The sequence below is a fragment of the Paenibacillus sp. FSL E2-0177 genome (assembly GCF_037992975.1).
GTDB lineage: Bacteria > Bacillota > Bacilli > Paenibacillales > Paenibacillaceae > Paenibacillus_AQ > Paenibacillus_AQ odorifer.
Window position 1 is genome coordinate 3,778,440 of the sequence record NZ_CP150307.1, and the last position, 25,572, is coordinate 3,804,011.

The window sequence follows — 25,572 nt, forward strand, 5'->3', positions numbered from 1 at the left end:
TTGTATGATTAGTTCATTCTTTTTGAAGCTGTAAGCTTACGATAAATAAATCTTCCGAAATAACGTGCTGCCAGATTGAAGATTAACACCATAATTACAAGCACCGCCGAAGCTCCCGCAGCAATTTGTGCAGCATCTGGAGCTAGACCTTCACTGTTGACCTTCCAAATGTGGACAGCCAGCGTTTCCGCTGGACGGAAGGGATTCAGTGGTGAATTCGCACTAAGTGGATTCCAGTTGGTGAAATCCAATCTTGGACTACTCATCCCTGCTGTGAACATCAACGCAGCTGCTTCCCCAAAGACACGGCCAGCGGACAAGATAGTACCTGTAATAATTGTAGGTAATGCTACCGGAAACAACACCGAGGTAACAATTTTCCACTTGGACAATCCTAATGCAAAACCAGCCTCTTTTTGTTGTTTTGGAACACTACGGAAAGCTTGCTCCGTAATCCGCACCATCAGCGGCAGATTAAAGACCGTTAATGCCAGCGCACCAGAGATTAAGGAGAAGCCCAGATTGAAATAGTTAACAATCAGCAATAGACCAAACAAGCCGACTACGATGGAAGGGAAAGATGACAACACTTCAACAATCAAGCGAATAAAGCCGGTAATCTTACCGGGACGAGCATATTCCGCCATATAAATACCGGCACCCAGTCCAAGCGGAACGGTAATAATAAGTGTCAGTACCAACAGGAATAAGGAGTTAAATAGCTGCGGTCCGATCCCTCCACCTGCACGAATCTTTTGCGGTGCGGAGAAAAGAAAATCCCAACTGATATGGCTTAAGCCTCTAAAGAGGATATATCCCAAAAGTCCAAGTAGAATGACAACGATGAGCATCGCGAAAAATACAATAAGACTGGTGGCAATTTTATTTACGGTTCTCGGCTTCAAATTTTATTTCTCCTTTCAAGCATTCTCACAAAGAAGACAAATACGAAAGTCATCAGCATGAGAACCAGTGCCATACTCCACAGTGCATTATTGTGAGGTGAGCCCATGGTCGTGTTCCCCATACCGAGTGTGATTACACTGGTCAAGGTAGAAGCTGACTCAAAGAGTGATTTTGGTACGAATGGCGCGTTCCCGATAACCATTTGTACAGCGAGTGCTTCACCGAAAGCACGAGCCATTCCCAATACAATCCCTGTCATAATGGCAGGAAAGGTTGTTGGAATAATCACCCGCGAAATCGTCTGCCACCGGGTGGCACCAAGCGCATAGGAAGATTCTTTTAAGTTTTGCGGCAATGAAGCCAGCGCGTCTGCAGCCACGCTTGTAATCGTCGGAAGAATCATTACCGAGAGCACAAGCGCGCCTGCAGCTACCCCGATGCCTTGGCCCGGCAGGTTGTTGCGTAGAAACGGTACAATTACACTTAATCCGATGAAACCATATACTACCGAAGGAATCCCTGCCAAAAGCTCAATAACAGGTTGAAGTAATTTTTTGCCCCACCCTGGAACAATCTCAGTCATAAATAACGCAGCGCATAAGCTAAGTGGACTAGCAATCAATGCGGCAAGCAAAGTAACCAGGAAGGAACCCGAGATAAATGGAAAGGCTCCGAAGGAAGGCGTATCCGCTTCTGGCGACCACTTTGTACCGAATAGAAATTCAGAAACTGTAGCATTGCCACTTGTGAAGGTTGAAATTCCTTTAGACGCTACAAAATATACCATCGATACAATGATTGTTATCAACAGTAATACACAGAAGGACATATAAGTACGTCCAACAAAATCTTCAATATGATGTTTTTCGAATCGTGAGTTCTTTAGTTTCACCCTCAATTGCTCCCTCTTTCTAAAGTGAAAAGAGAGGCAGATGTATCCGCCTCTAATCACTTGAGATTCTAATCAATAACATTGCCTAGAATTAAATTACTTAGCGGTAACAGTTCCTGCAACGTCGCGAACAACTTGCATTTTAACAGCTGGGATGTATCCAAGTTCAACAACTTCACCTGTTTGCACTTCGTCAGTTAAGAAAAAGTCGAGGAATGCTTTTACTGTTGCATTAGGTTCACCATTTGTGTACATATGCTCGTAAGCCCATACTGGGTATTTACCCGAAACAACATTGTCAACAGATGCTTCTACACCGTCAAGACTAAGTGTTTTAATGGAATCATCCAGGTAAGAAAGAGCAAGGTATCCGATTGCCCCTGGAGTTTCACCGATCATTTTCTTAACCGTACCGGAGGAATCTTCTTGAATCGAACCTGGGATATCTTCTGTTTTGGTTCCAAGTGCAAAGCTTTCAAAGGTTGCACGAGTACCGGAGCTGCCTGGACGGTTGATGATTTGGATTTTTTGATCCGCTCCGCCTACTTCAGACCAGTTAGTGATTTTACCAGTGAAAATGTCCACCAGTTGTTGTTTAGTCAAGCTATCCACACCAGCATCAGGATGAGATACTGCTGCGATCGCTACTACTGCTACTTGATGATCTACGAGTGCTGCTGCTTTTTCTGCATCTGCATCTTTTAATTTTTCTTCTGCGAATACGTCAGAGTTTCCGATATCTACTTGTTTCTCAGCTACTTGAGTAAGACCAGTACCACTGCCACCGCCTTGAACTTGAATGTCCACGCCAGTGTTTTTATCCATGAAATTCTCTGCTACCAGCTCAACCAAGGGTTGTAATGCTGTTGAACCTGAAGCCAGAATCGAACCACTTATTTCAGCGCCGCCGCTTCCTTCGTTAGTTGCTGCAGCGTTTCCTCCTGTGTTGTTTGCCCCGCCGTTACCGCAAGCCGATAGTGCCAGTACGCTTGTTAAAGCCAAAGTCATGATCCATGATTTTTTGAATTGCATTGTTTTGTCTCCTCCTAAATGGTTTGTTAGCATGGCTCCCTGATCAGTTCATACCAAACTGGCTTCGAAAGCTTTAACATGGTGTTGTGGAGCTTGGCCCCCATATGCATGGTTACTGTAAAAGTTCATCAAACGCATATGTTATATGTTGTCCGGGACTTCTTGGCCCCTCTGACTCTTCTTATTCTAGAGCTCGTTCGTTAGAGAAACTTCTTATCTTTGTAAAGCGAACGAAAAAAATACCAATATAAAGTGTATATCTATATAGATATAATCTATAATGGAGATATAATTTATAATCCAACTTAGCATTATGTGGAGGAAAGTCATGAATATTATGAAATTGAACATCGTAGTTCTAATTGAAAAATATAAAAAAGTAACCGATGTAGCCGCAGAATTAGGCCTTAAACAGCCAACTGTTTCTTTTCATATGAAGAATCTGGAGGCTGAGCTCGGAACCCCTCTATTTCTTTACCGAAGCGGAAGAGTGCTGCTTACGGATGCTGGACGAGCCCTTTATCAATACGCCCTCAAAATCGTCTCTCTCACAGCAGAAGCTGAGCGCACAGTTAAACAATTTTCTTCCCCCTCAAAAGGAATATTAGAGCTGGAAGCCAGTTTTATTCCTGCAACTTATATTTTACCTAATGTGTTAATCCAATTCATGAAACTCTATCCGGGGATTAACAACTCTTTGACTGTTCAAAGCGATGCTTTGTTACGTGAGCGTCTCCGTAGTCGGGATATTCAGATGGCCATTTTACATACTGCGGATTGGCAGGACGAATCTTTTGATTTTCAGCTTATTGTCCGTGATGAACCTGTCCTAATTTTTGCAACTGGTCATCCATTTGAAGGCCTAGAGAAATTAACACCTGAACTAATTGCCAATGAGCCGTGGATTCAGCATGAGCAAGGATCTTGTTTACGAGGGTATGCCGATCAATGGGCACAATTCAATCAAATCCGTTTATGGAACCGATCCGAGTTGAATTCTCCAGAAGTGATTAAGCAGCTAGTTAGCGGGAGTGACTGTGTTGGCATATGTTCTAAAGCGGCTGTTAAAGCTGAGATTGAGCTAGGCAAGCTTAGCTATGCCAACCTGCCAGGGATTCTGCCTGAAAGCGGCGGGTTTGTGCTCGGCTGGCGTAAAGATCATATTTTAACACCGTTGCAGCAATCCTTTGTTGATATAGTAACGACTCTTGATCTTTAAAAAAGCAAGGTAGCTTCTAAAGCCGCAAACGGTTTTAGAAGCTACCTTGTTCATTTATTCTATAAAAGGAAACATTAATTTCTCATTTTCACTTAAATACATATTCTCCTTCGTGATGATCACGGAGCCTGTATCTATTATCCGTTCCACTTTCTCACCCTCAACAGCTTCAATCGCTGTCTTCACAGCTAAGTACCCCATATTAAAAGGCTTCTGCATAACCGTGCCAAGCAAGATCCCTTTTTCGAGGAGCTTCACCTCATTGCTAGAATTGTCGAACCCAAATAATTTCACTTTGTCCTGAAATCCCATATCCATAATCGCCTGCCCAGCACCTAGTGTAGAAGGTTCATTAAGACCTATTATCCCTTTTAGATTTGGCTCGTCCTTTAGTAAATCAACAGTTAACTGGTACGCTTTTCGCACGGAACCATCACTGTATAATGTAGGCTGCACATCATGAACTCCATTCTCTAAAAGGGCATCACGAGCCCCTCTTTCCCTCTCAATTGCGGTGGCAGAGCCTTGTACAAAGTTAACGATAGCGACTTTATCCTCTGGATCGATATATTTTCTTAACTCCTGCCCTGCCTTACGTCCTGCTTCATAATTGTCTGTAGCAATAAAGCTCTCTGATACGCCACCGCTTAAGCCCGAATCTACAGTAATAAGTGTAATGCCAGCTGATTTGATCTTTTCCGCGATTGGAATGAGGCGATAATAATCCGTAGCAGATAAAATAATGGCGTCAGGCTTTTCCTTAATTGCTTGCTCCAGCAGTTCTATCTGTTGATCTACATCAAGCTCTGTATCCGTTCCAACCGTGCGAACCTCTGCGCCGAACTCCTTAGCCGCTGTTGCCACACCTTGTTTCATCACTTCCCAGAATTCAATACTGCTATCGATAGTCTTGGGCACATAAATAATGGTCCTAACCTTTGCGTCAAGCTCATTTGTAAACATACGATAGGCTAATGAACCCAAAGTAACAATGAAGAGCAGTAGCAGAGTATACAGGCCAATTTTTGACCGTAAAGCGCTCATTGACTCTCCTCCTCATAAATCACAGGTGTTCGTAAAGTGGCCGTCGTTCCTTCCTCCATCTCGCTTGCAAAAGACAAACCGTATTTCACACCGAAATACAGCTGGATACGATGGTTCACATTCGCGACACCTACACCGCTGCCAGTCTTGAAATCTGATTTTTGCAGCAGTACCTTACCCATTTGCTCTTCATCCATCCCAATACCGTCATCAATGACCTGTACGATAATATCGTTCTGTTCTTGTCTTGCTCGGATCAGAATGTGCCCTTGCTCAGGATTATGTTTTATGCCGTGATAGATCGCATTTTCAACCAAAGGCTGAAGTACCATTTTTAAAATGCTGCAGGTTAGGATATCTTCTTGTACCTCTATGGAATAAGTGAATTTATTACGATAACGCATGTTCTGAATCGTTAAATAGTGCCGAATATGCTCTAATTCTTTGGCCAGCGGAATCAATTCCTCACCCTCACCAATTGTTGAACGAAGCAGCTTGGATAGAGATGAAGTCATCTCCACCACTTCCTCCATCTTTCCTGTCTCTGCCATCCAAATAATCGAATCAAGTGTATTGTACAAAAAGTGAGGTTTAATCTGCGCTTGCAGTGCCTTCAGTTCACTCACACGTTTCATCTCTTGCTCCAGAACGATCTGTCCCATTAACTCTTTAATCTTCATAATCATAAGATTAAACGTACGAGCAAGCTTGCCGATTTCATTCGTGCTCTCAATCTCCACGCGTATGTCGAACTCTCCACGTTCCGCTTTTTTCATATTCAGCTCCAAATTCTTCAGCGGTTTGGTCAGTGCGTAAGAGAGAAATATCGATATAGCCATAGCAAAAATCAAACTAATTGCTCCCCATAAGGCGGCGGTTCCTTGCATACGTTGCTTGTTCGCGACCAAATCATCCGGATAAGTGACTCCAACTATTTTCCAGCCAAAGCTGGTAGTGTCCACAGTGTACAGTTTCTGATCATTCCCCGTATTAACCGTAACAGATCCACTCTTGATCCCAAGGACCGTCTCTAATTGTTCGAACTTGAGCTGGGAGTAGATCAACTGCTGTTGTGGATGATAGACAAGGCTACCTGCGGGATCGACGATAAAAACATAACCTCGTTTTCCCAGTTCGATTTGTTTACATAGATTATTAATTACACTGTAATTGAGATCTACGAGCAGTACACCTTGTTGATCCGCTTCCGTCATAGCATTCGCATTCGAGAGTTTTCGGCTGATCGAGACTACCCACCGGTATTCATCTTGAAAGATGTGCTGCACATGAGAGGAAGAAACTGCAACGTCTAATTGATTCATAGCTTTTTGATACCAATCTTGAGCTATTAGTTCAGGAAGCGGTTTCAAAACAGCATGCTGTCGATCCGAAACGGTCATGCCATCTGAGCCTGCATATAATATAGAGGAAATATCCGAGCGGGACTGAACGACTGACCGGAGATAATGACTGGCAAGCAGTTTATTCTTAAGTGCCTCTTCTTTATCTAAATTCGAGCCTTTTATATACTTCTCTAGATCACTGCTAGTTAACACTAGAGCAGCTATGCTCTCCATATTGCCAATGTAATTCTCGATATTCAGTTTTACTTGTTCTATTAACTGTGAAGTATAGGCTACAGAATTTCCCTTGACCGCGGCTGAGGACAGGCGATAGGAAGTATAACTCAGGACAATAGTTGTGCAGAGGATAAGAAGTGAAAAGGAGATAGCAATATTAGTATGAATACTTCGGCTGCGGAAAAAGCGCTGTGATCTCATAGAGAGAGATTCTCCTTCTGCCGGTGTCGATATTCCTTCGGTGTGCTTCCTACATTACGTTTAAAAATAACACTAAAATACTGTGGATCAGCATAACCAACTCTGGCAGCGATATCATATGTCTTCAACTGTGTGACCGTAAGGAGTTCTTTTGCTTTTTCCAAACGGAGTCGAGTCAGATACTCTATAAATGTTTCACCGGTATGCTGTTTAAAAGTTGCACTGAAATAACTGATGCTCATAAAAATATGGCTACACAGCTCATTGAGTGAAAAGCTGTCATTACAATAATTCTCGCGAATATAAGCTTCTGCGGCTTGCATCTGAGAAGTCCGAACCGTTGTTCTCTGTTCCGATAGTTTAAGTATCAGCGCATGGCAAGTCCTCTCCAGATAATTCCTTGCTTCATCTAGAGTCTTAAGCGCAGCAACCTCTGCAAACATATTATGCGAAACAACTACTGTATTTGGGAAGCCGATGTCGACCACATAGTTCATCAAAGAAACCAGCAGCTGATAGATGCTGCTACGGCAGCCTTCTATAGAGGAGGTATTACTTTTAAGCTCCTGAAACCACTTCAACAGAATTTCCGATACAGCAGAAGCTTTACCTGTCTTTAAAGCGGATATGAATTGCTTTTCCCATGAGGTGAAATGCGCCTGATCCAATCCCTTGCCAAACTCAAGATCCTGTATGGAGATAACTTTATCTATGCCTAAAAGGTAACGATATTCTATGGAGGAGATCGCTTCTTGGAAGGATTGTGGAATTTGTTGCAAAGTATTATATTTTCTACCGATGCCTATGGTGGATGACAGCTTCAAATATTTATTTAAGCTACCCTGGACTTGCTCTGCAAGAAGCTGCGTTGCTACTTCTAACGTCTCCGAATTGCCGGATCTTATCGCAGCGATTTTTCCATCTCTCGTCTGGAATACCACTCCCTCTTGCTCTTTCTCCAGCTGCTCTTGAACAATGTTAAAGGCGCCGAAACGCAGTAGCTCTGCATCAAAAGCTAGGTCCTGGCTTCGTTTCTCCAGTTCTATATCTATAACGAGCGCAAGGTACACTTGACCCTGCAACGGAATATGAAAATAACTCAATTTTTTCTCGATTTCTTCGCTTTTCATTCGAGTAGTTACCAGCTGCTCCAAGAATCGTTCCCGCAGCAATGGAAGACTCTGATTAAGTTGCATACGAAGCTTAACTAAATTCGCTTTTTGTAGATGCTCTTCATCTAAATCCTGCTTCATCTTACTTAGAAATTCAGCAAACTCACGTGCATTAATCGGTTTTAATAAGTACTCAGTCACCTTCAGTGTTATGGCCTGCTTCGCATATTCGAAGTCTTCATATCCAGTGACGATAATGACCTTCATTTCCCGGTACCTATCCATCACAGCTCTGGCCAATCCCAGTCCATCCATAAAAGGCATACAAATATCAGTAATAATTACGTCAGGCCGATGCTGCTCGATTGCTTCCAGTGCATCTCTGCCATTATCGAAATCACCAACCAGCTCAAACCCATATTTACTCCATGTAATCTTCTGTTTGATCCCTTCACGAACCTCATCTTCATCATCAACCAGAATTATTTTATACATCCAACACCTCCACAACTTTGAACTTATCAGCATAAGCATAATAGAGGCCGCCTGCGTGAGGCAACCTCTATTATTAAACTCTATTCGTATAGTAGAGGTTTGATCTCATCGGAATCCATATTGTTTTTATCATACCAGTGGAACCCCGTGTCGATGTTCTTTTCAACCGCTTCCCCTTTAATCGCTTGCACAGCTGCCTTCACAGCTTGATAGCCAATACCAATGGGGTCTTGTGTAACAGCACCAGCCACAACACCACTGCGGATAGCATCCATCAACTGCTTGCCAGAGTCAAAGCCGACGACTACGATCTTACCATTCATTTGCAATTCATTTACTGCATTAGCCACACCTACAGCAGAGCCTTCATTAGAGCCATAGATTCCTTTCAGATCCGGATTTGCCTGCATCATCGCTTTCGCAAGGTCTGTGGACTTTAACTGATCTCCACCCCCATATTGCGGCTCTAACACTTGAATATCCGGATATTTTTCTTTCATTTGTTCCAAGAAGCCATCGCGACGCTGTTGCCCCGTGCTGCTTGTTTGGTCATGTATGACAAGACCCACTTTACCTTTCTTGCCAATCAGTTCAGCCATTTTATCTGCGGCCAACGCCGCTGCTGCTTTATTGTTAGTCGCTGCCGTTGCTACAGGGATATCACTGTCTACACCAGAGTCAAAGCCGATGACCGGAATCTTATTTTCCTTTGCCTTTTCTAGATAAGGAATCGCAGCTTTGCTGTCCAGTGCGGCAAGCGCAATTGCAGCTGGCTTCTTGTCGAGAGCGGTTTGCAGCATCTCAATTTGTTTATCCACCTGACTCTCATTTTCTGGACCTTCGAAGGTAATCTCAACATCAAATTCCTTAGCAGCTTTCTCCGCTCCTTGCTTCACCGCTTGCCAGAATTGATGCTGGAACCCTTTTGATATGACTGGAATGTATGGTTTGTCTGAACCGGATGCACTCTTGTTACTATCATTGTTGTTACATGCACTCAGCAAAGTAGTGACTAACAATAGACTGGCAAGCATAATAAACCCTCTACGACGCAGTTTCATTTGAATCTTCCCCCTCGTCATTTGCTTTGTATATCACTCCGGATGGAGATCATACCAAGTTTATTGCTTACGGCGGCGTAGAATATCAGCGTAAACCGCAATGATGATTACAACACCGACAATGACCGTCCGCCATTCCTGAGCCACGGACATAATCTGTAAGCCATTCGTCAGCACACTCATAATCAGTGCGCCAATAATCGTGCCTAGAATAGAACCTACACCTCCACTTAAGGAAGTTCCGCCAATGACCACTGCCGCAATAGCCTCTAGTTCATAACCGGTGCCCAGTGATGGCTGTGCTGAATTCAGACGTGATGCCATCAGGATACCTGCGATTCCACTAAAAATCCCTGTAATGGAATAGATAATAATCTTCCATTTGACTGTGTTCACACCTGATAAGCGAGTAGCTTCTTCATTACTGCCAAGCGCGAAGTTGTAACGCCCAATAATCGTCTTAGACAAGATTATGCTTGCGATCATACCGAGTAATAAGAAGATAACGATGGTGTTGGGTATACCGGGGATCATTTTACCCATGGCGATCTTGGCGAAGATCGGATCATCGTTGAAATATATAGGTTTGGCACCGGTGATGACAAGCGACAAGCCTTTGGTGACCATCATAATCGCCAGAGTGGCGATGAAGGGTGGAATGTTCATCTTCGCCACCATCAAACCGCTGATAAAGCCGCACAGTGCTCCAGCCAGAATCCCACCTACAATGCCTAACGGGACGGGCAGACCCCAGAAGGTAATAATGACTCCAACCATAACAGATGAGAATGTCATTACAGTACCCAGAGCAAGGTCGATGCCGCCCGTAATAATAACAAAGGTAGCTCCAAGCGCTAATACTCCGATTACAGCTGTAGAAACTAGAATTCCGACAAGATTTGAGAATTGAAAAAAGTTGCTAGAGGATATAGAAAATACGATGACCAATATGATCAGACTGGCAAATGCCAATAATTTTTGTTTGAATCCGGATTGCCCTCCCGTTTGCTTCATACCCGCTGGCTGACTAATCTCTTTATCCGCGATCTTCATAGTCCTGACACCTCCGGTTAACTCTTGAACAGTTATGAACGTTTCGTCGCATATTTCATAATCGCCTCCTGCGATGCTTCTTCTGCGGGGAGTTCTCCTGTTATACGCCCTTCACACATAATGATAATCCGGTGGCTCATTCTTAGAATCTCAGGAAGATCTGAAGAAATGATAATGATCGCCTTCCCTTCGCTCGCAAGCTGATCCAGCAGCTTATAAATTTCACTTTTCGCGCCTACATCAATACCTCGTGTGGGCTCATCGAAGATGAGTACATCACAGTCTCTAGTCAACCACTTGCCGATGACCACTTTCTGTTGATTACCTCCGGACAGAAACTTAACCTTTTGACCTACACTTGGAGTTTTGGTGGCTAGCGCTTCAACATGCTGCTCCGCTGAGCTTCGCATCTCCCGCTCCTTCATCCAGCCAAATGAATTACGGAATTTATAAAAGGAGGCAATCGCATTATTCATGCTGATATCCATATCCACAAGCAATCCGAAACGTTTGCGGTCTTCGGACAAATACCCAATACCATGCTGTACCGCTTGATGTGGCTGACGTATCCGAACCGATTTTCCATGGAGCATAATTTCACCCTCATCGATGGGATCCGCACCAAATACGGCACGTACAACCTCGGTACGTCCAGCTCCCATTAAACCAGCGAAGCCCAAAATCTCACCTTTATACAGATGAAAGCTAATATCCTTGAACGCATGCCCTCTAGAAAGATTCCGAACTTCTAAGACAACTTGCTGAGTCTGTTTTGCAATCGTTGGTTTCGACGTTTGATATAATTCACGTCCAACCATCATGCTGATGATCTGATCAATCGTTATTGAATCGGTACGAACGGTATCTACATAACAACCATCACGCATAACTGTAATGCGGTCTGTAATTCGCTTCAATTCATCCATGCGGTGAGAGATATAAATAATTCCCACACCTTTATCTCGTAGCTGCTCAATCATTCGAAATAACTCGTTAATTTCTGTATCTGTTAACGCGGCGGTTGGTTCATCCATGATCAATACCTCGGCTTGGAAAGACAAAGCTTTAGCGATTTCAACCATTTGCTGATTAGCAACGGTCAGGTCTGATACCAAAACTCTGGGATCCAGCTTCAGATTCATTTGATCAAACAGTACCTGAACTTTTCGGTTCATCTCCACATCATCAACGAACCATTTCAGAGCTTTACGCGGCTCTCGTCCAATGTAAATGTTCTGGGCGACCGTAAGATGAGGCATTAAATTCAATTCCTGATGGATGATACTAATTCCAAGCTCCTGTGCTTCACGGGTATTAACAATCTCCACTTCATTTCCCTTGTACCACATTTGACCAGTATCCTTGGAATAGACACCTGTCGCAATCTTCATAAGGGTAGACTTGCCAGCGCCATTTTCTCCTACTAACGCATGAACTTCCCCACGCTTCAGCTCAAATTGACATTCATTCAAAGCATGAACACCTGGGAAAAACTTGTTGATTCCCTCCATACGAAGCAACACTTCGTTCATTTTGATATCCACCTCAAATTCTTTGAGAATGCCTTAACCCTTAAAGTAATCGCTTTCAATCCGGAATGTAAAATCATTGTATTCCCTATAAGTTGCCATTGTAATGGAATAATCTCCGTAAAAAAGTTTAAAATTTTATGTTTTACATACAAAAAAAGCTGAACCGAGAGCACCTCAGTTCAGCACAAATGTTATACCCTAAAAATCACATGTCAGCGAACCCTCCTAAAGGCTTGCGCCATTTCCAGCCACCAATGTGAAGGTCTTAGGAATTCCCTTATCATACACGTCGGAAGATAGATTAGGTTCTTCTACTAATTGGCGGATCACTAGTCCGCTATTAGCTGCTGCGGTTACAATTTCTCCGAGTGTCCAGCGGCGCCAATACACAACACTATGCTCTTGTTCACCTGCTGGTTTACCTGTGGAAGGCAAATACTTGGAATAGGATACCTTCTTCTCTTCCAATGAAGAGTCAAAATAATCTCCGTTTACTTTGTGTTTGCGTACCTTCGCAGTAGATCCCTTCGAGGAAATAAGCTTGGTCGTTACCGGATGAAAATCGCGGAGTACAAATACGCCTCCAGGAGATAGCAATCGGCGAGCCGTTTCCATGAATAGTGTAAGGTTGGTAAAGTAATGAACAATTCCTAACTCTGCAAAGACGATGTCATATGAACCATCAAGGACGTCTTCTGGCAGCTTAAGAATATCTGAGACGATATAGGTTAGTGGTACCCCTGCTTCTTGGGCAAGATCAGCCGCATATCGCGCATTGGCTTCCGAGAAGTCAGCAACCGTTACTTCCGCACCTAGTAATGAGAGTGCCACGGCCTTCATCCCGTTTGAGCCCATTAAATTCATCATTTTCTTACTCTTCACCTCTCCAAAAAAAGAAAGGAGCGGGTGAAGCTTTGCACTTGGTTCCTTTATTAATTTTGCAGCTGCTTCTGACGGTGTACCAAACCGAGTTACCCAAGCGGTATAAGTATCTTCGTTCCAAAGCTCTTCGCTTGTTGGCACAGCGTTTTTTTCTGCCTGATTATTTGAATATTGATTCTGCTCTTCCATCCATTGCTACCCCTTTATGTGTAAAATATCTGTTATGAAGCATTCTGAATGGCATCAGCCATCCGGATAGTTTTCCTTCTTCCCGCGTACAAATATACTGCGAGGCCAATCATAACGAGCAGCCCACCTGCCCATTGTAAGGTTGTTAGCTGCTCACCCAAGAGTAAATACGCTAAGATACTGGCACCCACTGGTTCTCCTAAAATGTTCATTGAAACCGTAGTCGCGGATACATATTGTAGTAACCAATTAAACAAAATATGGCCAAACACCGTTGGCACCACTGCTAACAATACAAAGATTCCCCATTCCTTGGCCGGATAATTAAAAAAGGAAATCCCCATGAACAGATTGTATACGGCAAACACGCCAGCGGCTGATAAGAAGACAATCAAGCTATATAAGTAAGAGGGCATGCGCACCACTAGCTTTTGACCGATCAGCATATGTACAGCTACCGCGACAGTACCTCCGACCGATAATAGATCACCTTTTAGATTATCCGCAGAGATGCCGATATCACCCCAGCCGATAAACACGACACCGCCAATCGCAATGCCAAGCCCTAGAATAGCGGACAGAGCTGTCTTTTCCTTATACAAAAAATAAACACCCAGCATAATAAATACAGGCTCCAGCGCCATGATCATTGTTGAACTAGCTACCGAAGTATACTTTAATGATCCCATCCATAGCAAAAAGTGCAGCGCAAGCATTGCGCCTGAGAGGATGAGCATTAGCCAGTCTTTTTTACGAAGAGCAAAAGCAGCTCCACTATAGGGTCTTGCAAAAGGCAGCATCAGCAGTGAGGTAAATAATAATCTGTACATGCCTTGTATAGATGCAGGTGCATCAGACCATTTAATAAAAATGGCGGAAAAAGAGATGGCCACAATCCCTATCAACATTAATAGTGGAATCGGAAGTGGCGTTTTTTTAAGTTTCACATGTTACGCGTCCTTTCAATATCTTAAGTCACTTATGTTAATTTAACGCAGACCGTGAAAAAATGCATCTATTTTCATAAGATTTCACTAAAAAAAGCACAAGCAATGTCATTTCTGACGAAAGCTCATGCTTCTTAAAAGGCTACGGCTTCAGAACAACCTTGATGCAATCCTCTTTTTTCTCACTAAAAACGTCATAGCCATGCTCCGCTTTACTAATTGGCAGGCGATGCGTAATGATATCTGTAGGATCAAATTTATTTTCTTTAATCATCTTATACAACAACGGCATATAGTGAATCACCGGCGCTTGTCCCATCTTTAATGAAATGTTCCGTTCAAATAGCTGACCCAGCGGGAACATATTGTAATTAAGTCCATAGACTCCTACAAGCTGGATGGTTCCGAATTTACGTACGATATCTGCGGCCATTCTGAATGCACTGAGCGAGCCTCCTTGCAGCTTCAGAACCGTTTCCACTTTCTCCAAGGCAGATATTTTGGCATCTAGACCCACACAGTCAATAACCACATCTGCGCCCCCACGAGTGATCTCCTTCAAATGAGCCCCAATGTCCTTGATCTCTTCGAAATTATAAACTTCAACATTATTGGTCAGCTTCGCATGTTGCAATCGGTAGCCGATATGGTCAACAGCAATGACTCTAGAGGCACCTTTGATCCAAGCAAACTTTTGAGTTAGCAGTCCAACGGGCCCGCAGCCGAGAACAATGACTGTATCTCCCGGCTTCACTCCCGCGCTTTCTACTCCCCACCAAGCAGTAGGAACGATATCCGATAAGAAAAGAAGCCGCTCATCTTCCATTTCTGCATCCTCAGGAACGACAAAAGGGCCGAAATTACCATAAGGAACCCGCAGCAATTCAGCTTGTCCGCCTGCAAAACCGCCATAAGTATCGGAATAACCAAGATAACCGCCTGTGTCCTTGGCGTCATTTGCATTGTCGCATTGGCTCTCCATCTCATGCTGGCAGAAAAAACACTGCCCACAGGCGACATTAAAGGGGATGATGACTCGGTCACCTTTTTTGACTTTAGTTACGTCAGGACCCACTTCTTCAACAATCCCCATCGGCTCATGACCAATAACATAATCATCATGCATACCTGGAATTTCCCCGTTATAAATGTGCAGATCCGAGCCACAAATCGCCGTAGTGGTAATCCGAACAAGGATGTCATCTTTTTTCTCAAGTGTCGGATCAGCTACTTCTTTAACTTTCACTTTTTTCTTCCCTTGGTAGGTTAGTGCTTTCATGCTGTTAATCCGCTCCTTTGGAGATGGTCTAGAGATATAATTTTCATGCCTTTCTATGTTATATCCCTAAGCCCTAACCCCTTATCCATGAAGAAGCGGAGAATACATCATTAGTGCGTAATTATCAGTTACAGCTTCATCTCCAATTAGATCTCCAGAGCGTGTATATACTTTTCGACTGATCTTGTTACTGCGTATATATCCGCCCCAAGGCTCTAGACTAATCCTATGATCACTTTCGTATACTTCATAATCATAAAGGGCCTGCTCATTGCATCTCCACTCCCCGTGTAAATGGCTATCGTCCAGCCAGAGCTTTAGTTGATACGTTTGAGCGGTGTTATTTTTTAATTGAAGATCCAAATAGTTATAAGAACAGGTCGCCCCGCTTCCAAAAGGTTGCGTACGTTGTTCATCTGGAAATACATCATAACTGTGACGATGCCGTTCCATAACGGTAAGTGGCGTATGCAGTGCCATCCAATAGATCAGATTAGACAACTGGCATAAGCCTCCTCCAACCCCGGAATGAAAACCACCATAATGCAGCACCATACCCTGCAGATACCCTTTTCGCTTAGTGGGCTTACCAATACTTCTCCAGTAGGAAAAAGTCTCCCCCGGGTGCACAACAAGTCCATCCAGCTTCGCAATTGCCAGCCGTAAGTTAGTTATTTTATTGTATTGAAGCACCATATCTACATTCCGAAGACTTCTTAATAACGGGGTAGCATGAGTCATAGCTGCATAAGATAATGTTTCATCCGTACGCTGCCTCGCTATTTTGCTTCGTCCAGTGCACCATTTCAAATATCTTTTCCAAATAAAATATCGTTTGCCAGCAAACAATCTAAGGCGAGAACGCTGAATAGGCTTCATGGCAGCCTGGGGTGTATTCATCTAGAACTGAACCTCGCTTTCAGCTCGTAACTGGGCGAATCTACCTCCAATTATCGCATTATGATGCTTAACGATCTCCCTACTACTCAGAACCCCATTATCAAAGGTGCTATGAGCGTCTGAGACCAGTACACTTTTATATCCCATGCTGTATGCGCGTCTTATTGTCGTATCCAGACAGAATTCACTTTGCATCCCACAGATCACCAGATCCGTGATCCCGAGCTTTTGGAGTTCATCTTGCAGTTCCGTTCGGTGAAAAGCATCCCAAGTAGGCTTCTCAACGATAACTTCGCCTTCCTGCGGTGTGATGCGGTGACTGATCTGCCAAGTGGGTGTACCTTTTGTGTACTCCTCATCTTCGGTATGTTGAATATACACAATAGGAGTACCTGCTAATCGAGCTTTTTGCTGAAGGGAGACAATCCTGTCCATCACACCCTCTTCATCGTACAGCTTTAGATCATAGGAGAACATGGCTTCTTGAACATCGATAATTAATAATGCTGTTGATTGTTCCAAATGAATAACCTCCAAGAGCTTTTTTTAAAATCATACCAGAAACTGTGACAGACTATCTACCTACTAGAAGTTACAAATGTTAAAACTAAAAACCGAGTATCTGTAAGCAGATACCCGGACGATTTCATCAATCATTTATTTGCCACGCTTATTATGCCAGATCAATGCATGCAGCTGTGGAAGTACACGAACCTTGTTCATATCCGAATCCACGATTACTTTATTAAACAACCACTCCAGCCTTCCCAGAAGCCGAGCAGAAATGTTGCCCTCTTCCGTGACATCATCATTACCAGGCTGCAGAAAGAGCTGCACATTCGGATATCGCTGGTGAACGTTTTTCGCATAATCAAAATCCTTATCATCAAACACTACGACCTTCAAGCTATGCGTAGAACGACCCAGTTTCTCCATCTTACTCATGATGTTATCTAGCATTTCCCAATTCGTTGTCATTCCTGAGCTTGGGGGTTTAGGACTAATTGTCAGCACATCCACGTCATTGAACCAATCCTGCCATTTACTCCCCTGAGTTTCTATCGCTGCTATTATTCCACGCTCATGAAGCAGATTGATGAAGGTACCCATTCCTTCACCAATCAAGGCAGGATTACCGCCTGAAATCGTAACACAGTCGAAATTATCTCCAGCTAACGCCAATAATTCATTTATGATTTCCTCTGCTTCCATCATGCGAACCTTATTCTTAGCCGTACCATCCCAAGTAAAAGCGGAGTCACACCAGCCGCAGCGATAATCGCAGCCATAGGTGCGGACAAACATCGTCTTCACTCCAATTACCGCACCTTCGCCTTGAATAGTTGGACCGAACATTTCAATTACAGGAATCTTACTCACAATCACAGCCTCCATACAAACGGTAGGATGGCCCTTCATCCGGAACATCTTCAGCCAGCACCTCTGCCCAAGAGGTTGGAGTCTCCCATAGCTTTACCGAGTACAAAGGCAACCCTGCTTGCTTAAGCTTGTAGGCAATATATGAAGACATATTCTCTACTGTGGTGCGGAAAGACAACAAGGCTACTTTGGAGCCCGTATTCGTTAACGTCTCTAACACAGGTTCATTTCCCATGGCAAGAAAAGCGTGATCTAAACGATCTACAAGGCTTTGTTGTACTGTCATTTTGATATCGCTGAAATCAATGACGAAACCTTCATCCGAGTGGCCTTCCGCGGCCATAGGTTTGCCCTTAAGCACTACTTCGAGCTTATAAGTATGTCCGTGCAGATTGCTGCATTTCCCTTTGTGTCCCACTAACTGGTGTGCCGCATCGAACGTAAATATTTTGCAGACTGAAACCTCGTTAAGCATTAAGAACCGGCCTCCATTCTCTCCGCCTCATATTGCTCAAGACCACGCTGACGCAATAGACAGGCTGGACAAGTACCGCAGCCACTGCCAATAATACCGTTGTAACAGGTCAGTGTGTGTTCGCGAACATAATCAAAATACCCCAGTGCATCGGCCATTTTCCACGTTTCTTTTTTATCCAGCCACATTAGGGGAGTGTGGATCGCAAACTCATAGTCCATAGATAAGTTCAGCGTAACATTCAATGATTTCACAAAAACATCACGGCAGTCCGGATAACCGCTAAAGTCCGTTTGGCAAACCCCAGTGACGATATGGGAGTACCCCAGTTGTTTAGCTAATATTGCGGCAAAAGATAAAAACAACAAATTCCGTCCATCGACGAAAGTACTTGGAAGCTCATCTCCTTCACCAGCCACGATATCTATATCCTGACGGGTAAGTGCATTGGGTGCCAGCTGATTGAGCAGCCCCAGATCAAGAATATGCTGTTTTACATTAAACTTAGCTGCTATCTCTGTTGCAACTTCGATTTCAGCCGCATGACGTTGATTATAGTTGAAGGTAACTACCTGCACTTCCTCATACTGCTGCAATGCCCAAATCAGGCAAGTGGTGCTATCTTGTCCGCCGCTGAATACGACGAGTGCTTTTTTGTTCATATGAATCTCTCCTTATCACAAGTTGGAATTTAGCGGTTGTCCACTTTTTCTGGATAGAGGTCGTGATTGATTAAGCGGTGTTCCGCCATCGCCTCATACTTCGTACCCGGTCTTCCATAGTTGCAATAAGGATCAATTGAAATGCCTCCGCGCGGAGTGAACTTGCCCCATACCTCAATGTAACGCGGATCCATCAGTGAGATCAGATCATTCATAATAATGTTGACACAGTCCTCATGAAAATCACCATGGTTGCGGAAGCTAAACAGATACAGCTTTAATGATTTGGATTCCACCATTTTTTGTTCAGGAATATACGAAATATACAGCGTGGCAAAATCCGGCTGACCCGTTACAGGACACAAGCTAGTGAACTCAGGGCAGTTGAATTTAACAAAATAATCACGCCCGGGATGTTTGTTATCAAACACCTCCAGAATGTCTGGATCATAACCAAACTTGTACTGTGTTCCCTGATTACCAAGCAAAGTAACTTCCTGCATTTCCTCTTTCAATCTTCCTTCTGACACGACAAAAAACCCCTCTCTTTTCCTTCGGCCTTGGCCGGTAATGGAAAGAAGAACGAGATTTCGAAAACTTGGCTCCACTAAGAAGAAACGGAAGCAACGTCCGTATAAAGGACAGCAACCGCTTGTACTGTTTAATATATTCTTAGTTTTTTATAGAGGGAGTTCGCGAACCTCTCCTGCACAACTTTAGCGCAGACTTCTTCTTAAAGCATATTGCGTCTTGAACTATACCATGGGTAGCCCGCTCCTGACAAGTTCTACTCTTTACTGTTACCTTATATAGATCAGCAAATAACTCCAGGTTAACGTGGATAGACCTGCGTATGTAGAGATTAGGAAGCTCAAAAACCACGGCAATTTGATCGCGGATTTCTTTTTAATCACATGAACTATTCATATGGTTAATTAAGATGTGGCAAAAAAAAGGATTCAAATCCTAAGAAAGGGGTAACTTATTCATAATAATCTTCGAGCTAAGGGTGGGAGCATTTTATGGAACAAAGTATACAGCAGCTTATGGATTGGCTTAACAATCATTTGAATGAAACAATCGCTATTGAAAAGAAAGAACTTCGTGATTTGGATAAAGTTCATTTCAATTTAGAGTCCGTAGATTTCCGGAGTGCAGACGACGTAATTGATGAATATCTTGGAAGTGCACTGATATTAAGAGGTTTCGGCAGCACACTTAACGCCGATGGTGAACTGGTATCCCTGCCACAATCCACTTATGATTTAGCTGTTGAAGGTCTTCAAATCGTAGACTTAGCCGACCGCAAGGCAGAAATAACTACGGACAGAGCTAATTACACCCTTTCAGTAGATTAAACGAACATGATTATGATAAGCAAAAAGAGCCCACAGCGATCTGCGGGCTCTTTTTGCTTATCGTTTATTCTTCTCCAATGATCTCCACTTCAGTTTCCAGCTCTACACCGAATTTATCCTTCACAGTCGCTCTTACATGGTGGATTAGCCCGATGTAATCACTGGCTGTTGCATTATCTGCATTCACAATAAATCCCGCATGCTTCTTGGATACCTCAGCACCGCCGATTCTTGTACCCTGTAAGCCGCTCTCTTGAATTAACTGACCTGCAAAACGGCCTGGAGGCCGCTTAAATACACTCCCACAGGATGGATACTCAAGCGGTTGCTTCGATTCACGTAAATAAGTTAGTTCATCCATTTTTGCCTTGATCGTTAAAACATCACCGGAAGTCATAGCAAATTTGGCCTCAAGTACAATGTACTCACCGCTTGCGAACACGCTTTTTCTGTAACCCCATTGCAGCTCATCACCTTGCAGAGTTACCAATTGCCCGTTCTTATTTATAGCTAGTGCACTATGCAGGACATCTTTGATCTCACCGCCATACGCACCTGCGTTCATATAGAGCGCTCCACCAACTGTTCCTGGAATGCCACAGGCGAACTCAAGACCCGTAAGCTCCTTATCAAGCGCATATCTGGAAACATCAATTATTTTGGCACCACATTGCGCATATAAGAGATTGTCGCGAATTCCCATTTCGGTCAGTCCTGCCGTTTGCAGAACGATTCCACGTACACCTCCATCACGGATAATCACATTGGAGCCATTCCCAAGTACCGTAAGGGTTATCCCATTTTGTTCTGCATATGTAACGATCTTTTGAATTTCATCATAAGTAGCTGGTGCAGCCAAAATATCAGCTTTGCCGCCCATTTTAGTATACACGTGATCTTTTAAATTCTCATGACTTTTCACTATTCCTGCGGTCATTAGCTGCTCTAGATCATCTTGAATTTTATCAATATTCATGTTTTCATGCTCCTTTAACCATGTATAAATGATGGTCCTTGATCTATTTTAAAGAGTTATTATGAAATTGTAGGCAACCACAACTGTAACAACGAACAGGCTCCCTTGTCAATGACGGGAGCCTGTTCGTTGTATGATTTTAGATGATAATTACACAGCTTTATAGGCAGCAAGCTCGTAAGGAAGACACAGTGGCACACCCGTACGTGGATCCGGAACGATATCCGCTTCAATTCCAAACACTTCCCGCAATACATCTGGTGTCATAACCTCAGTAGGTGAGCCTTCGCTAACCACAGTACCGGACTTAATCGCTACCATATGCTGCGCATAACGAGTAGCATGATTCAAATCATGCACGACCATGATGATGGTACGGCCTTCTTCCTCATTCAGCTTTTGCAAAAGCTGAAGAACTTCGAGCTGATGCGCCATATCTAGGAACGTTGTAGGCTCGTCAAGGAATAAAATATCTGTTTCTTGAGCTAACGCCATAGCGATCCAAGCGCGTTGACGTTGTCCACCAGAGAGACGGTCAATAGGGCGATCATGAAAAGATTCCATGCCCGTAACAGAGATGGCATTGGAGATGATGTTGCGATCTTCTGCGGTCATCGTGCCAAATCCCTTTTGATGAGGGAAGCGACCGTAACTGACCAGCTCAGATACCGTCAGACCGTCAGGAGCCGTTGGGTTCTGCGGTAGAATCGCTAGCTGACGAGCAACCTCTTTAGTTGAAAAGTTATGAATCGATTTGCCGTCCAGCATTACGGTGCCACTCTTCGGCTTCATAATCCGGGCCATCGTTTTGAGGATTGTAGATTTACCGGAGCCGTTAGCGCCCACTAGTGCGGTGATTTTTCCCGTAGGGATAGACAAGTTCAAGCCTTTAACTATAGTAGCCTCTGCATACCCAATACTTAATTCTTCTGTATTCAAACGTTCTGACATGATCTACAACTCCCTTAAAAGTTTTATGGAGCTATGCTCCTAAGTATGAACTAATTTACGCTTTAGACTTGGCGAGTAAATATAAAAAGTAAGGTGCGCCAATAATCGCAACCACAATGCCAGTCGGAACTTCCGCAGGTTGCAGCACCCATCTGCCGATGGTATCAGCGGTAATCATAAGAAGCGCCCCTGTCAAAGCACTAGCAGGTAATAACACTTGATGGCGGGGTCCCACGAGCCTGCGAGCCAGGTGTGGTGCTATCAGGCCGACGAAGCCAATACCTCCGCTTACCGCGACGCAGGAGCCGGCAAGCGCTACGGCTGTTACCAGAAGGAGAATACGTTCCTTCTCCACACGCATTCCTAGACCTAATGAAGTATGGTCCCCTAGATTCAATACATTTAGAACCCGGGCTTTATAGAAGGCGAACGGTAACAGAATCGCGATCCAAGGCAGCAAAGCAAGGACGAATCTCCAATCCCCACCCCATATTTTCCCGGCGATCCAAGTAGCTACAAATTGATAATTATTAGGATCAAGCCTAAGTGCCAATACAAGCTGGCAAGCATTGATTCCTGCAGCGACCGCAATCCCGATAAGGATCAGCCTTGTAGGAGACAGACCATCTGCCTTCCGGTAGGCAAGAATATAGATTAAAGCTGCGGTCAGGCCAGCCCCACCAAGCGCTAGGAGAGGCAAGACAAATACCGGAGCTGCTGTTGTAGCCGGAAAAAACGAGATAAAAATGATTACCGCAAAACCTGCACCAGCACTTATGCCCAGCGTAGCCGGTTCTGCGAGTGCATTACGTGCGAGACTTTGTAGAATACAGCCCGATACTGCAAAGCCCGCTCCTACTAACAATGAAATTACGATGCGGGGTAGTCTGAAATCAAATAAAATAAGCTTTTGCTGATGTGTTCCATCACCCATGAGTGTATGTAATACCTCTAGTGGGGATAGACGCATAAACCCTGTATTCATACTGACTATAAACACAACGACGATCAGTATAGCAAGGAGTGATAACACCGTTAGGGCGCGTGTGCGGCGTTCTTTTTCATCTGGAGTAAGGGTTAATTTGGGCATTACAGCTCCCCCTTCCGCTTACTCGCTAAATAAATAAAGAACGGTACGCCGATGATGGCAATTAAAGCTCCTAGCGGTGTCTCATAAGGTGCATTTATCATTCTTGCGGCAATATCTGCAAAGATAATCAATAAGCTCCCTAGAACTGCCGAGCAAGGGATAATCCAGCGGTAGTCCACTCCAACGAAATAACGTGTAACATGTGGAATAATTAGTCCTATAAAAGCAATCGGGCCAACCGTTGAAACCGCGCTTCCAGCTAAGATAACCACAACAATCATACATGCCAATTGAACTATCCTTGTCCGCTGCCCCAGACCAACCGCTACTTCTCTTCCTAAGCTGAGCAATGTGACGGATCGTGATAACATCATTGCTGCAATTAAGGCTACGGCCACCCAAGGGAATATAATCTTGATCTGAGTCCAGCTAGCTCCACCCATCCCACCAGCTAACCAGAAGGCTATGTCCTGAGATAAGTTGAAAAGAATAGCTACTCCCTGACTAATAGCAACCAATAAAGCACTAACTGCCGAACCTGCTAATGTCAATCGCAAGGGGGTCAGGCCATTAAAAGAAAGCGAACCGATTCCGAATACGATAAAAGAGGCCACAGCGGCACCGATAAAGCAATACAACATTAGTGAAGTGAATGAGAGTGAGGGTGCAAAAGCAAATACTATGGCCAGCGCTACCCCTGCTCCTGCATTCAAGCCTAACAGCCCTGAATCCGCAAGCGGGTTTCTTGTCATCCCCTGCATGATAGCCCCTGCTACTGCGAAGCAAGCACCGACTAAGGCGCCAGCAATAGCACGTGGAAATCGCAGTTCTCTAATTACCTGATGTTTTTGTAAATCTGGATTGAAATGAAATATAGCTTCCCATACCGTAGCTAACTTGATATCTGCTGCACCTACTGAGACCGAAAGTGCCAATCCGAAGGCAATGGCAGCAAGTCCAAAAATAAGAATACCAATGGCAGCTGCCGGTCGGGTATGTAGAGCTTTTTTGGGTTCATTTTTAATACGATTTGCGAAATCTGAGGGTGAAACCATGAGTCGTCTCCTTATTCAATAGTTACAATGGTTTATATGATAACAACAATCATTCTCATTATCGCAAAAATATTTATGTTGTACAATTGCAGGATCGATTTTTCCGTACTATGGGATTGGTTTATAAAAAAATGGTGCAGATCTTTGTATCACGAGATACTTGATCTGCACGCTCTTCCCCACCGAAATGATCAGTCTCATTCATGGTGAATTACGACTTTTATTTCACAAGACTTTTTAGCACATCGTCAATGATTTTGCTGCCAGCGTTCGCACCACTGTAAAGCCAGCTGCTTGTTGAGCTCATTTCATGCACATTTCCAGCTTTTACAGCTGGGATGCCCTTCCAGATTGCACTATCTAGGATCTCCGAACCCTCAGTCTTATCACTATTTACAAGGAAAATATGATCTGCGGTCAGCTCAGAAAGCTTCTCTAGTGAGATCGGATTCCAAGTTGCTCTTGTTCCTACTGGGATCTCTGTTACTAAGTTAGGCAGCGTTACGCCAAGGTCTGTATATAATACAGCTCCACTGCTGCGGGTTTCGTCTACAATATAGAAGTTTTTTTGCACCAACCATAAAATAGCCGCGGACTCTTGTCCAATAGCTCCTGCAAGCTGTTCTTTCGCAGCCGCTGCTTTAACATCATAATCTTTAATGGCTTTTTCTGCTTCAGGGGTTTTGTTCAAAATCTCACCCATCTTGAGCAACGATTTGCGCCAATCTTGATTTAGTTCATCCCCAATTACATAAGTGGGTGCAATCTTATTCAACTGATCGTAAATCCCGTTCTGAACAGAAGACTCCGATGGGATGATAATAAGATCCGGAGCAAAGCTGGTTACAGCCTCTAACGGAAGGTCGTAACTAATTGTAGGAACATCCTTCAATTCAGTGGCCAGATAATCCTGAACGCCGTTTGTAACTGACCATTGAGCTACTGGAGTTACACCCAGAGTTACCAAAGAGTCTTCCAAATATGAACCCAGAACGCGCTGTGGATTAGCCGGAATCGTTACTTTATGACCCATTGCATCTGTTAACGTCTTAGGTGCAGCAGGTGCCTCTGTAGATTCTGCTGTAGGCGCTGTTGTAGGCGCTGTTCCTGCATTTGATGAGCTTTCAGCATTATTATTACCACAAGCGGAAAGTATTAGCGTCATCACTATTAGTCCGCTCATCGTCACTTTCATGCTTCCTGATCTTTTTCTGTTAAGCCAAAACATTAAAAACCCTCCTATATGTAACTGCTTTGATATTCAAAGGTGACCTTTACCTCTGCTTCACTTTTAAATGATA

At 43.8% G+C, this 25,572-nt stretch carries 25 protein-coding genes and 1 riboswitch; of the genes, 2 read left to right on the forward strand and 23 right to left on the reverse strand.

The genetic code is table 11. The features are described 5' to 3' along the window. Positions 1 to 8: 8 nt before the first annotated feature. From pstA to MHI25_RS16855, 3 genes are all read right to left on the reverse strand, one after another. On the reverse strand, positions 9 to 905 hold the full coding sequence (gene pstA, locus MHI25_RS16845; protein WP_076184366.1) for a phosphate ABC transporter permease PstA: 897 nt from the start codon (positions 903 to 905) through the stop codon (positions 9 to 11). Next, a complete protein-coding gene (pstC, locus tag MHI25_RS16850; protein WP_036687519.1) occupies positions 902 to 1,804 on the reverse strand; it encodes a phosphate ABC transporter permease subunit PstC in 903 nt (300 codons plus the stop codon). The genes pstA and pstC overlap by 4 nt, the downstream gene beginning before the upstream one ends. A gap of 90 nt (positions 1,805 to 1,894) precedes the next feature. After that, positions 1,895 to 2,830, reverse strand: coding sequence for a phosphate ABC transporter substrate-binding protein PstS family protein (locus MHI25_RS16855; protein WP_076126671.1), 936 nt, complete (start codon positions 2,828 to 2,830; stop codon positions 1,895 to 1,897). A gap of 328 nt (positions 2,831 to 3,158) precedes the next feature. Between MHI25_RS16855 and MHI25_RS16860 the strand changes: the two genes are divergently transcribed. Further along, a complete protein-coding gene (locus tag MHI25_RS16860; RefSeq protein ID WP_076306014.1) occupies positions 3,159 to 4,049 on the forward strand; it encodes a LysR family transcriptional regulator in 891 nt (296 codons plus the stop codon). Between the two features lie 54 nt (positions 4,050 to 4,103). On the opposite strand, the gene MHI25_RS16865 is transcribed toward MHI25_RS16860, so the two are convergent. The 15 genes from MHI25_RS16865 to queF all read right to left on the reverse strand — a co-directional run bounded on the left by MHI25_RS16865 (position 4,104) and on the right by queF (position 19,344). Next, on the reverse strand, positions 4,104 to 5,093 hold the full coding sequence (locus tag MHI25_RS16865) for a substrate-binding domain-containing protein (protein ID WP_076184368.1): 990 nt from the start codon (positions 5,091 to 5,093) through the stop codon (positions 4,104 to 4,106). Next, positions 5,090 to 6,874, reverse strand: coding sequence for a sensor histidine kinase (locus tag MHI25_RS16870; RefSeq protein WP_340393730.1), 1,785 nt, complete (start codon positions 6,872 to 6,874; stop codon positions 5,090 to 5,092). The genes MHI25_RS16865 and MHI25_RS16870 overlap by 4 nt, the downstream gene beginning before the upstream one ends. After that, the gene (locus MHI25_RS16875) at positions 6,871 to 8,481 is read right to left on the reverse strand and encodes a response regulator (RefSeq protein WP_340393731.1); all 1,611 of its coding nucleotides are present in this window, start codon (positions 8,479 to 8,481) and stop codon (positions 6,871 to 6,873) included. Before MHI25_RS16875 ends, MHI25_RS16870 begins: the two co-directional genes overlap by 4 nt. A gap of 80 nt (positions 8,482 to 8,561) precedes the next feature. Further along, positions 8,562 to 9,542, reverse strand: a complete 981-nt coding sequence (locus MHI25_RS16880; RefSeq protein WP_076184371.1) for an ABC transporter substrate-binding protein — start codon at positions 9,540 to 9,542, stop codon at positions 8,562 to 8,564. A gap of 60 nt (positions 9,543 to 9,602) precedes the next feature. After that, positions 9,603 to 10,556: an ABC transporter permease gene (locus MHI25_RS16885; RefSeq protein WP_143761952.1), complete on the reverse strand. Its 954-nt coding sequence runs from the start codon at positions 10,554 to 10,556 to the stop codon at positions 9,603 to 9,605. A gap of 71 nt (positions 10,557 to 10,627) precedes the next feature. Then, entirely contained in the window at positions 10,628 to 12,127 is a 1,500-nt protein-coding gene (locus tag MHI25_RS16890; protein ID WP_340393732.1) for a sugar ABC transporter ATP-binding protein, read from the reverse strand. A gap of 225 nt (positions 12,128 to 12,352) precedes the next feature. Continuing rightward, positions 12,353 to 13,198 carry a class I SAM-dependent methyltransferase gene (locus tag MHI25_RS16895; protein ID WP_076217755.1) on the reverse strand — a complete coding sequence of 282 codons (846 nt, stop codon included), beginning with the start codon at positions 13,196 to 13,198 and terminating at the stop codon, positions 12,353 to 12,355. Between the two features lie 32 nt (positions 13,199 to 13,230). Then, entirely contained in the window at positions 13,231 to 14,145 is a 915-nt protein-coding gene (locus MHI25_RS16900) for a DMT family transporter (RefSeq protein WP_340393733.1), read from the reverse strand. Positions 14,146 to 14,287: 142 nt separating this feature from the next. Further along, positions 14,288 to 15,424 (reverse strand): zinc-dependent alcohol dehydrogenase, encoded by a 1,137-nt coding sequence (locus MHI25_RS16905; protein WP_076304133.1) that lies wholly within the window; start codon positions 15,422 to 15,424, stop codon positions 14,288 to 14,290. A gap of 81 nt (positions 15,425 to 15,505) precedes the next feature. Next, positions 15,506 to 16,324 (reverse strand): VanW family protein, encoded by an 819-nt coding sequence (locus MHI25_RS16910; protein WP_076126687.1) that lies wholly within the window; start codon positions 16,322 to 16,324, stop codon positions 15,506 to 15,508. Next, positions 16,325 to 16,846, reverse strand: a complete 522-nt coding sequence (locus MHI25_RS16915) for a cysteine hydrolase family protein (protein ID WP_076184376.1) — start codon at positions 16,844 to 16,846, stop codon at positions 16,325 to 16,327. Between the two features lie 135 nt (positions 16,847 to 16,981). Continuing rightward, positions 16,982 to 17,704, reverse strand: coding sequence for a 7-carboxy-7-deazaguanine synthase QueE (gene queE / locus MHI25_RS16920; RefSeq protein WP_076184377.1), 723 nt, complete (start codon positions 17,702 to 17,704; stop codon positions 16,982 to 16,984). After that, the gene (locus MHI25_RS16925) at positions 17,697 to 18,179 is read right to left on the reverse strand and encodes a 6-carboxytetrahydropterin synthase (RefSeq protein ID WP_036687544.1); all 483 of its coding nucleotides are present in this window, start codon (positions 18,177 to 18,179) and stop codon (positions 17,697 to 17,699) included. Before MHI25_RS16925 ends, queE begins: the two co-directional genes overlap by 8 nt. Then, complete coding sequence (gene queC, locus MHI25_RS16930; protein ID WP_340393735.1) at positions 18,179 to 18,841, reverse strand: 7-cyano-7-deazaguanine synthase QueC; 663 nt, start codon at positions 18,839 to 18,841, stop codon at positions 18,179 to 18,181. Before queC ends, MHI25_RS16925 begins: the two co-directional genes overlap by 1 nt. 29 nt (positions 18,842 to 18,870) lie before the next feature. Further along, a complete protein-coding gene (gene queF / locus MHI25_RS16935; RefSeq protein WP_036687775.1) occupies positions 18,871 to 19,344 on the reverse strand; it encodes a preQ(1) synthase in 474 nt (157 codons plus the stop codon). Between the two features lie 163 nt (positions 19,345 to 19,507). Next, a riboswitch (PreQ1 riboswitch) is annotated at positions 19,508 to 19,551 on the reverse strand. A gap of 312 nt (positions 19,552 to 19,863) precedes the next feature. Here queF and MHI25_RS16940 point away from each other — a divergent pair. Beyond that, positions 19,864 to 20,199, forward strand: a complete 336-nt coding sequence (locus MHI25_RS16940; protein WP_036687547.1) for a hypothetical protein — start codon at positions 19,864 to 19,866, stop codon at positions 20,197 to 20,199. Positions 20,200 to 20,263: 64 nt separating this feature from the next. Here MHI25_RS16940 and murB read toward each other — a convergent pair whose 3' ends face one another. The 5 genes from murB to MHI25_RS16965 all read right to left on the reverse strand — a co-directional run bounded on the left by murB (position 20,264) and on the right by MHI25_RS16965 (position 25,499). Next, positions 20,264 to 21,175, reverse strand: a complete 912-nt coding sequence (gene murB, locus MHI25_RS16945) for a UDP-N-acetylmuramate dehydrogenase (RefSeq protein WP_076106777.1) — start codon at positions 21,173 to 21,175, stop codon at positions 20,264 to 20,266. Positions 21,176 to 21,325: 150 nt separating this feature from the next. Further along, entirely contained in the window at positions 21,326 to 22,126 is an 801-nt protein-coding gene (locus MHI25_RS16950) for an ABC transporter ATP-binding protein (RefSeq protein ID WP_036687549.1), read from the reverse strand. A gap of 55 nt (positions 22,127 to 22,181) precedes the next feature. Further along, complete coding sequence (locus MHI25_RS16955) at positions 22,182 to 23,216, reverse strand: iron ABC transporter permease (protein ID WP_076126695.1); 1,035 nt, start codon at positions 23,214 to 23,216, stop codon at positions 22,182 to 22,184. After that, the gene (locus MHI25_RS16960; RefSeq protein WP_076184381.1) at positions 23,216 to 24,271 is read right to left on the reverse strand and encodes an iron ABC transporter permease; all 1,056 of its coding nucleotides are present in this window, start codon (positions 24,269 to 24,271) and stop codon (positions 23,216 to 23,218) included. Before MHI25_RS16960 ends, MHI25_RS16955 begins: the two co-directional genes overlap by 1 nt. A gap of 220 nt (positions 24,272 to 24,491) precedes the next feature. Further along, positions 24,492 to 25,499, reverse strand: a complete 1,008-nt coding sequence (locus MHI25_RS16965; RefSeq protein WP_081387609.1) for an iron-hydroxamate ABC transporter substrate-binding protein — start codon at positions 25,497 to 25,499, stop codon at positions 24,492 to 24,494. Positions 25,500 to 25,572: the final 73 nt, after the last annotated feature.

Excerpts from the sequence above, each read along its gene's own strand:
- MHI25_RS16855 (WP_076126671.1), bottom strand. The coding sequence starts at position 2,830 with ATGCAATTCAAAAAATCATGGATCATGACTTTGGCTTTAACAAGCGTA.
- MHI25_RS16860 (WP_076306014.1), top strand. The coding sequence starts at position 3,159 with ATGAATATTATGAAATTGAACATCGTAGTTCTAATTGAAAAATATAAA.
- MHI25_RS16865 (WP_076184368.1), bottom strand. The coding sequence starts at position 5,093 with ATGAGCGCTTTACGGTCAAAAATTGGCCTGTATACTCTGCTACTGCTC.
- MHI25_RS16870 (WP_340393730.1), bottom strand. The coding sequence starts at position 6,874 with ATGAGATCACAGCGCTTTTTCCGCAGCCGAAGTATTCATACTAATATT.
- MHI25_RS16875 (WP_340393731.1), bottom strand. The coding sequence starts at position 8,481 with ATGTATAAAATAATTCTGGTTGATGATGAAGATGAGGTTCGTGAAGGG.
- MHI25_RS16880 (WP_076184371.1), bottom strand. The coding sequence starts at position 9,542 with ATGAAACTGCGTCGTAGAGGGTTTATTATGCTTGCCAGTCTATTGTTA.
- MHI25_RS16885 (WP_143761952.1), bottom strand. The coding sequence starts at position 10,556 with ATGAAGCAAACGGGAGGGCAATCCGGATTCAAACAAAAATTATTGGCA.
- MHI25_RS16890 (WP_340393732.1), bottom strand. The coding sequence starts at position 12,127 with ATGAACGAAGTGTTGCTTCGTATGGAGGGAATCAACAAGTTTTTCCCA.
- MHI25_RS16895 (WP_076217755.1), bottom strand. The coding sequence starts at position 13,198 with ATGGAAGAGCAGAATCAATATTCAAATAATCAGGCAGAAAAAAACGCT.
- MHI25_RS16905 (WP_076304133.1), bottom strand. The coding sequence starts at position 15,424 with ATGAAAGCACTAACCTACCAAGGGAAGAAAAAAGTGAAAGTTAAAGAA.
- MHI25_RS16910 (WP_076126687.1), bottom strand. The coding sequence starts at position 16,324 with ATGAATACACCCCAGGCTGCCATGAAGCCTATTCAGCGTTCTCGCCTT.
- MHI25_RS16925 (WP_036687544.1), bottom strand. The coding sequence starts at position 18,179 with ATGCTTAACGAGGTTTCAGTCTGCAAAATATTTACGTTCGATGCGGCA.
- queC (WP_340393735.1), bottom strand. The coding sequence starts at position 18,841 with ATGAACAAAAAAGCACTCGTCGTATTCAGCGGCGGACAAGATAGCACC.
- queF (WP_036687775.1), bottom strand. The coding sequence starts at position 19,344 with ATGCAGGAAGTTACTTTGCTTGGTAATCAGGGAACACAGTACAAGTTT.
- MHI25_RS16940 (WP_036687547.1), top strand. The coding sequence starts at position 19,864 with ATGGAACAAAGTATACAGCAGCTTATGGATTGGCTTAACAATCATTTG.
- murB (WP_076106777.1), bottom strand. The coding sequence starts at position 21,175 with ATGAATATTGATAAAATTCAAGATGATCTAGAGCAGCTAATGACCGCA.
- MHI25_RS16950 (WP_036687549.1), bottom strand. The coding sequence starts at position 22,126 with ATGTCAGAACGTTTGAATACAGAAGAATTAAGTATTGGGTATGCAGAG.
- MHI25_RS16955 (WP_076126695.1), bottom strand. The coding sequence starts at position 23,216 with ATGCCCAAATTAACCCTTACTCCAGATGAAAAAGAACGCCGCACACGC.
- MHI25_RS16960 (WP_076184381.1), bottom strand. The coding sequence starts at position 24,271 with ATGGTTTCACCCTCAGATTTCGCAAATCGTATTAAAAATGAACCCAAA.
- MHI25_RS16965 (WP_081387609.1), bottom strand. The coding sequence starts at position 25,499 with ATGTTTTGGCTTAACAGAAAAAGATCAGGAAGCATGAAAGTGACGATG.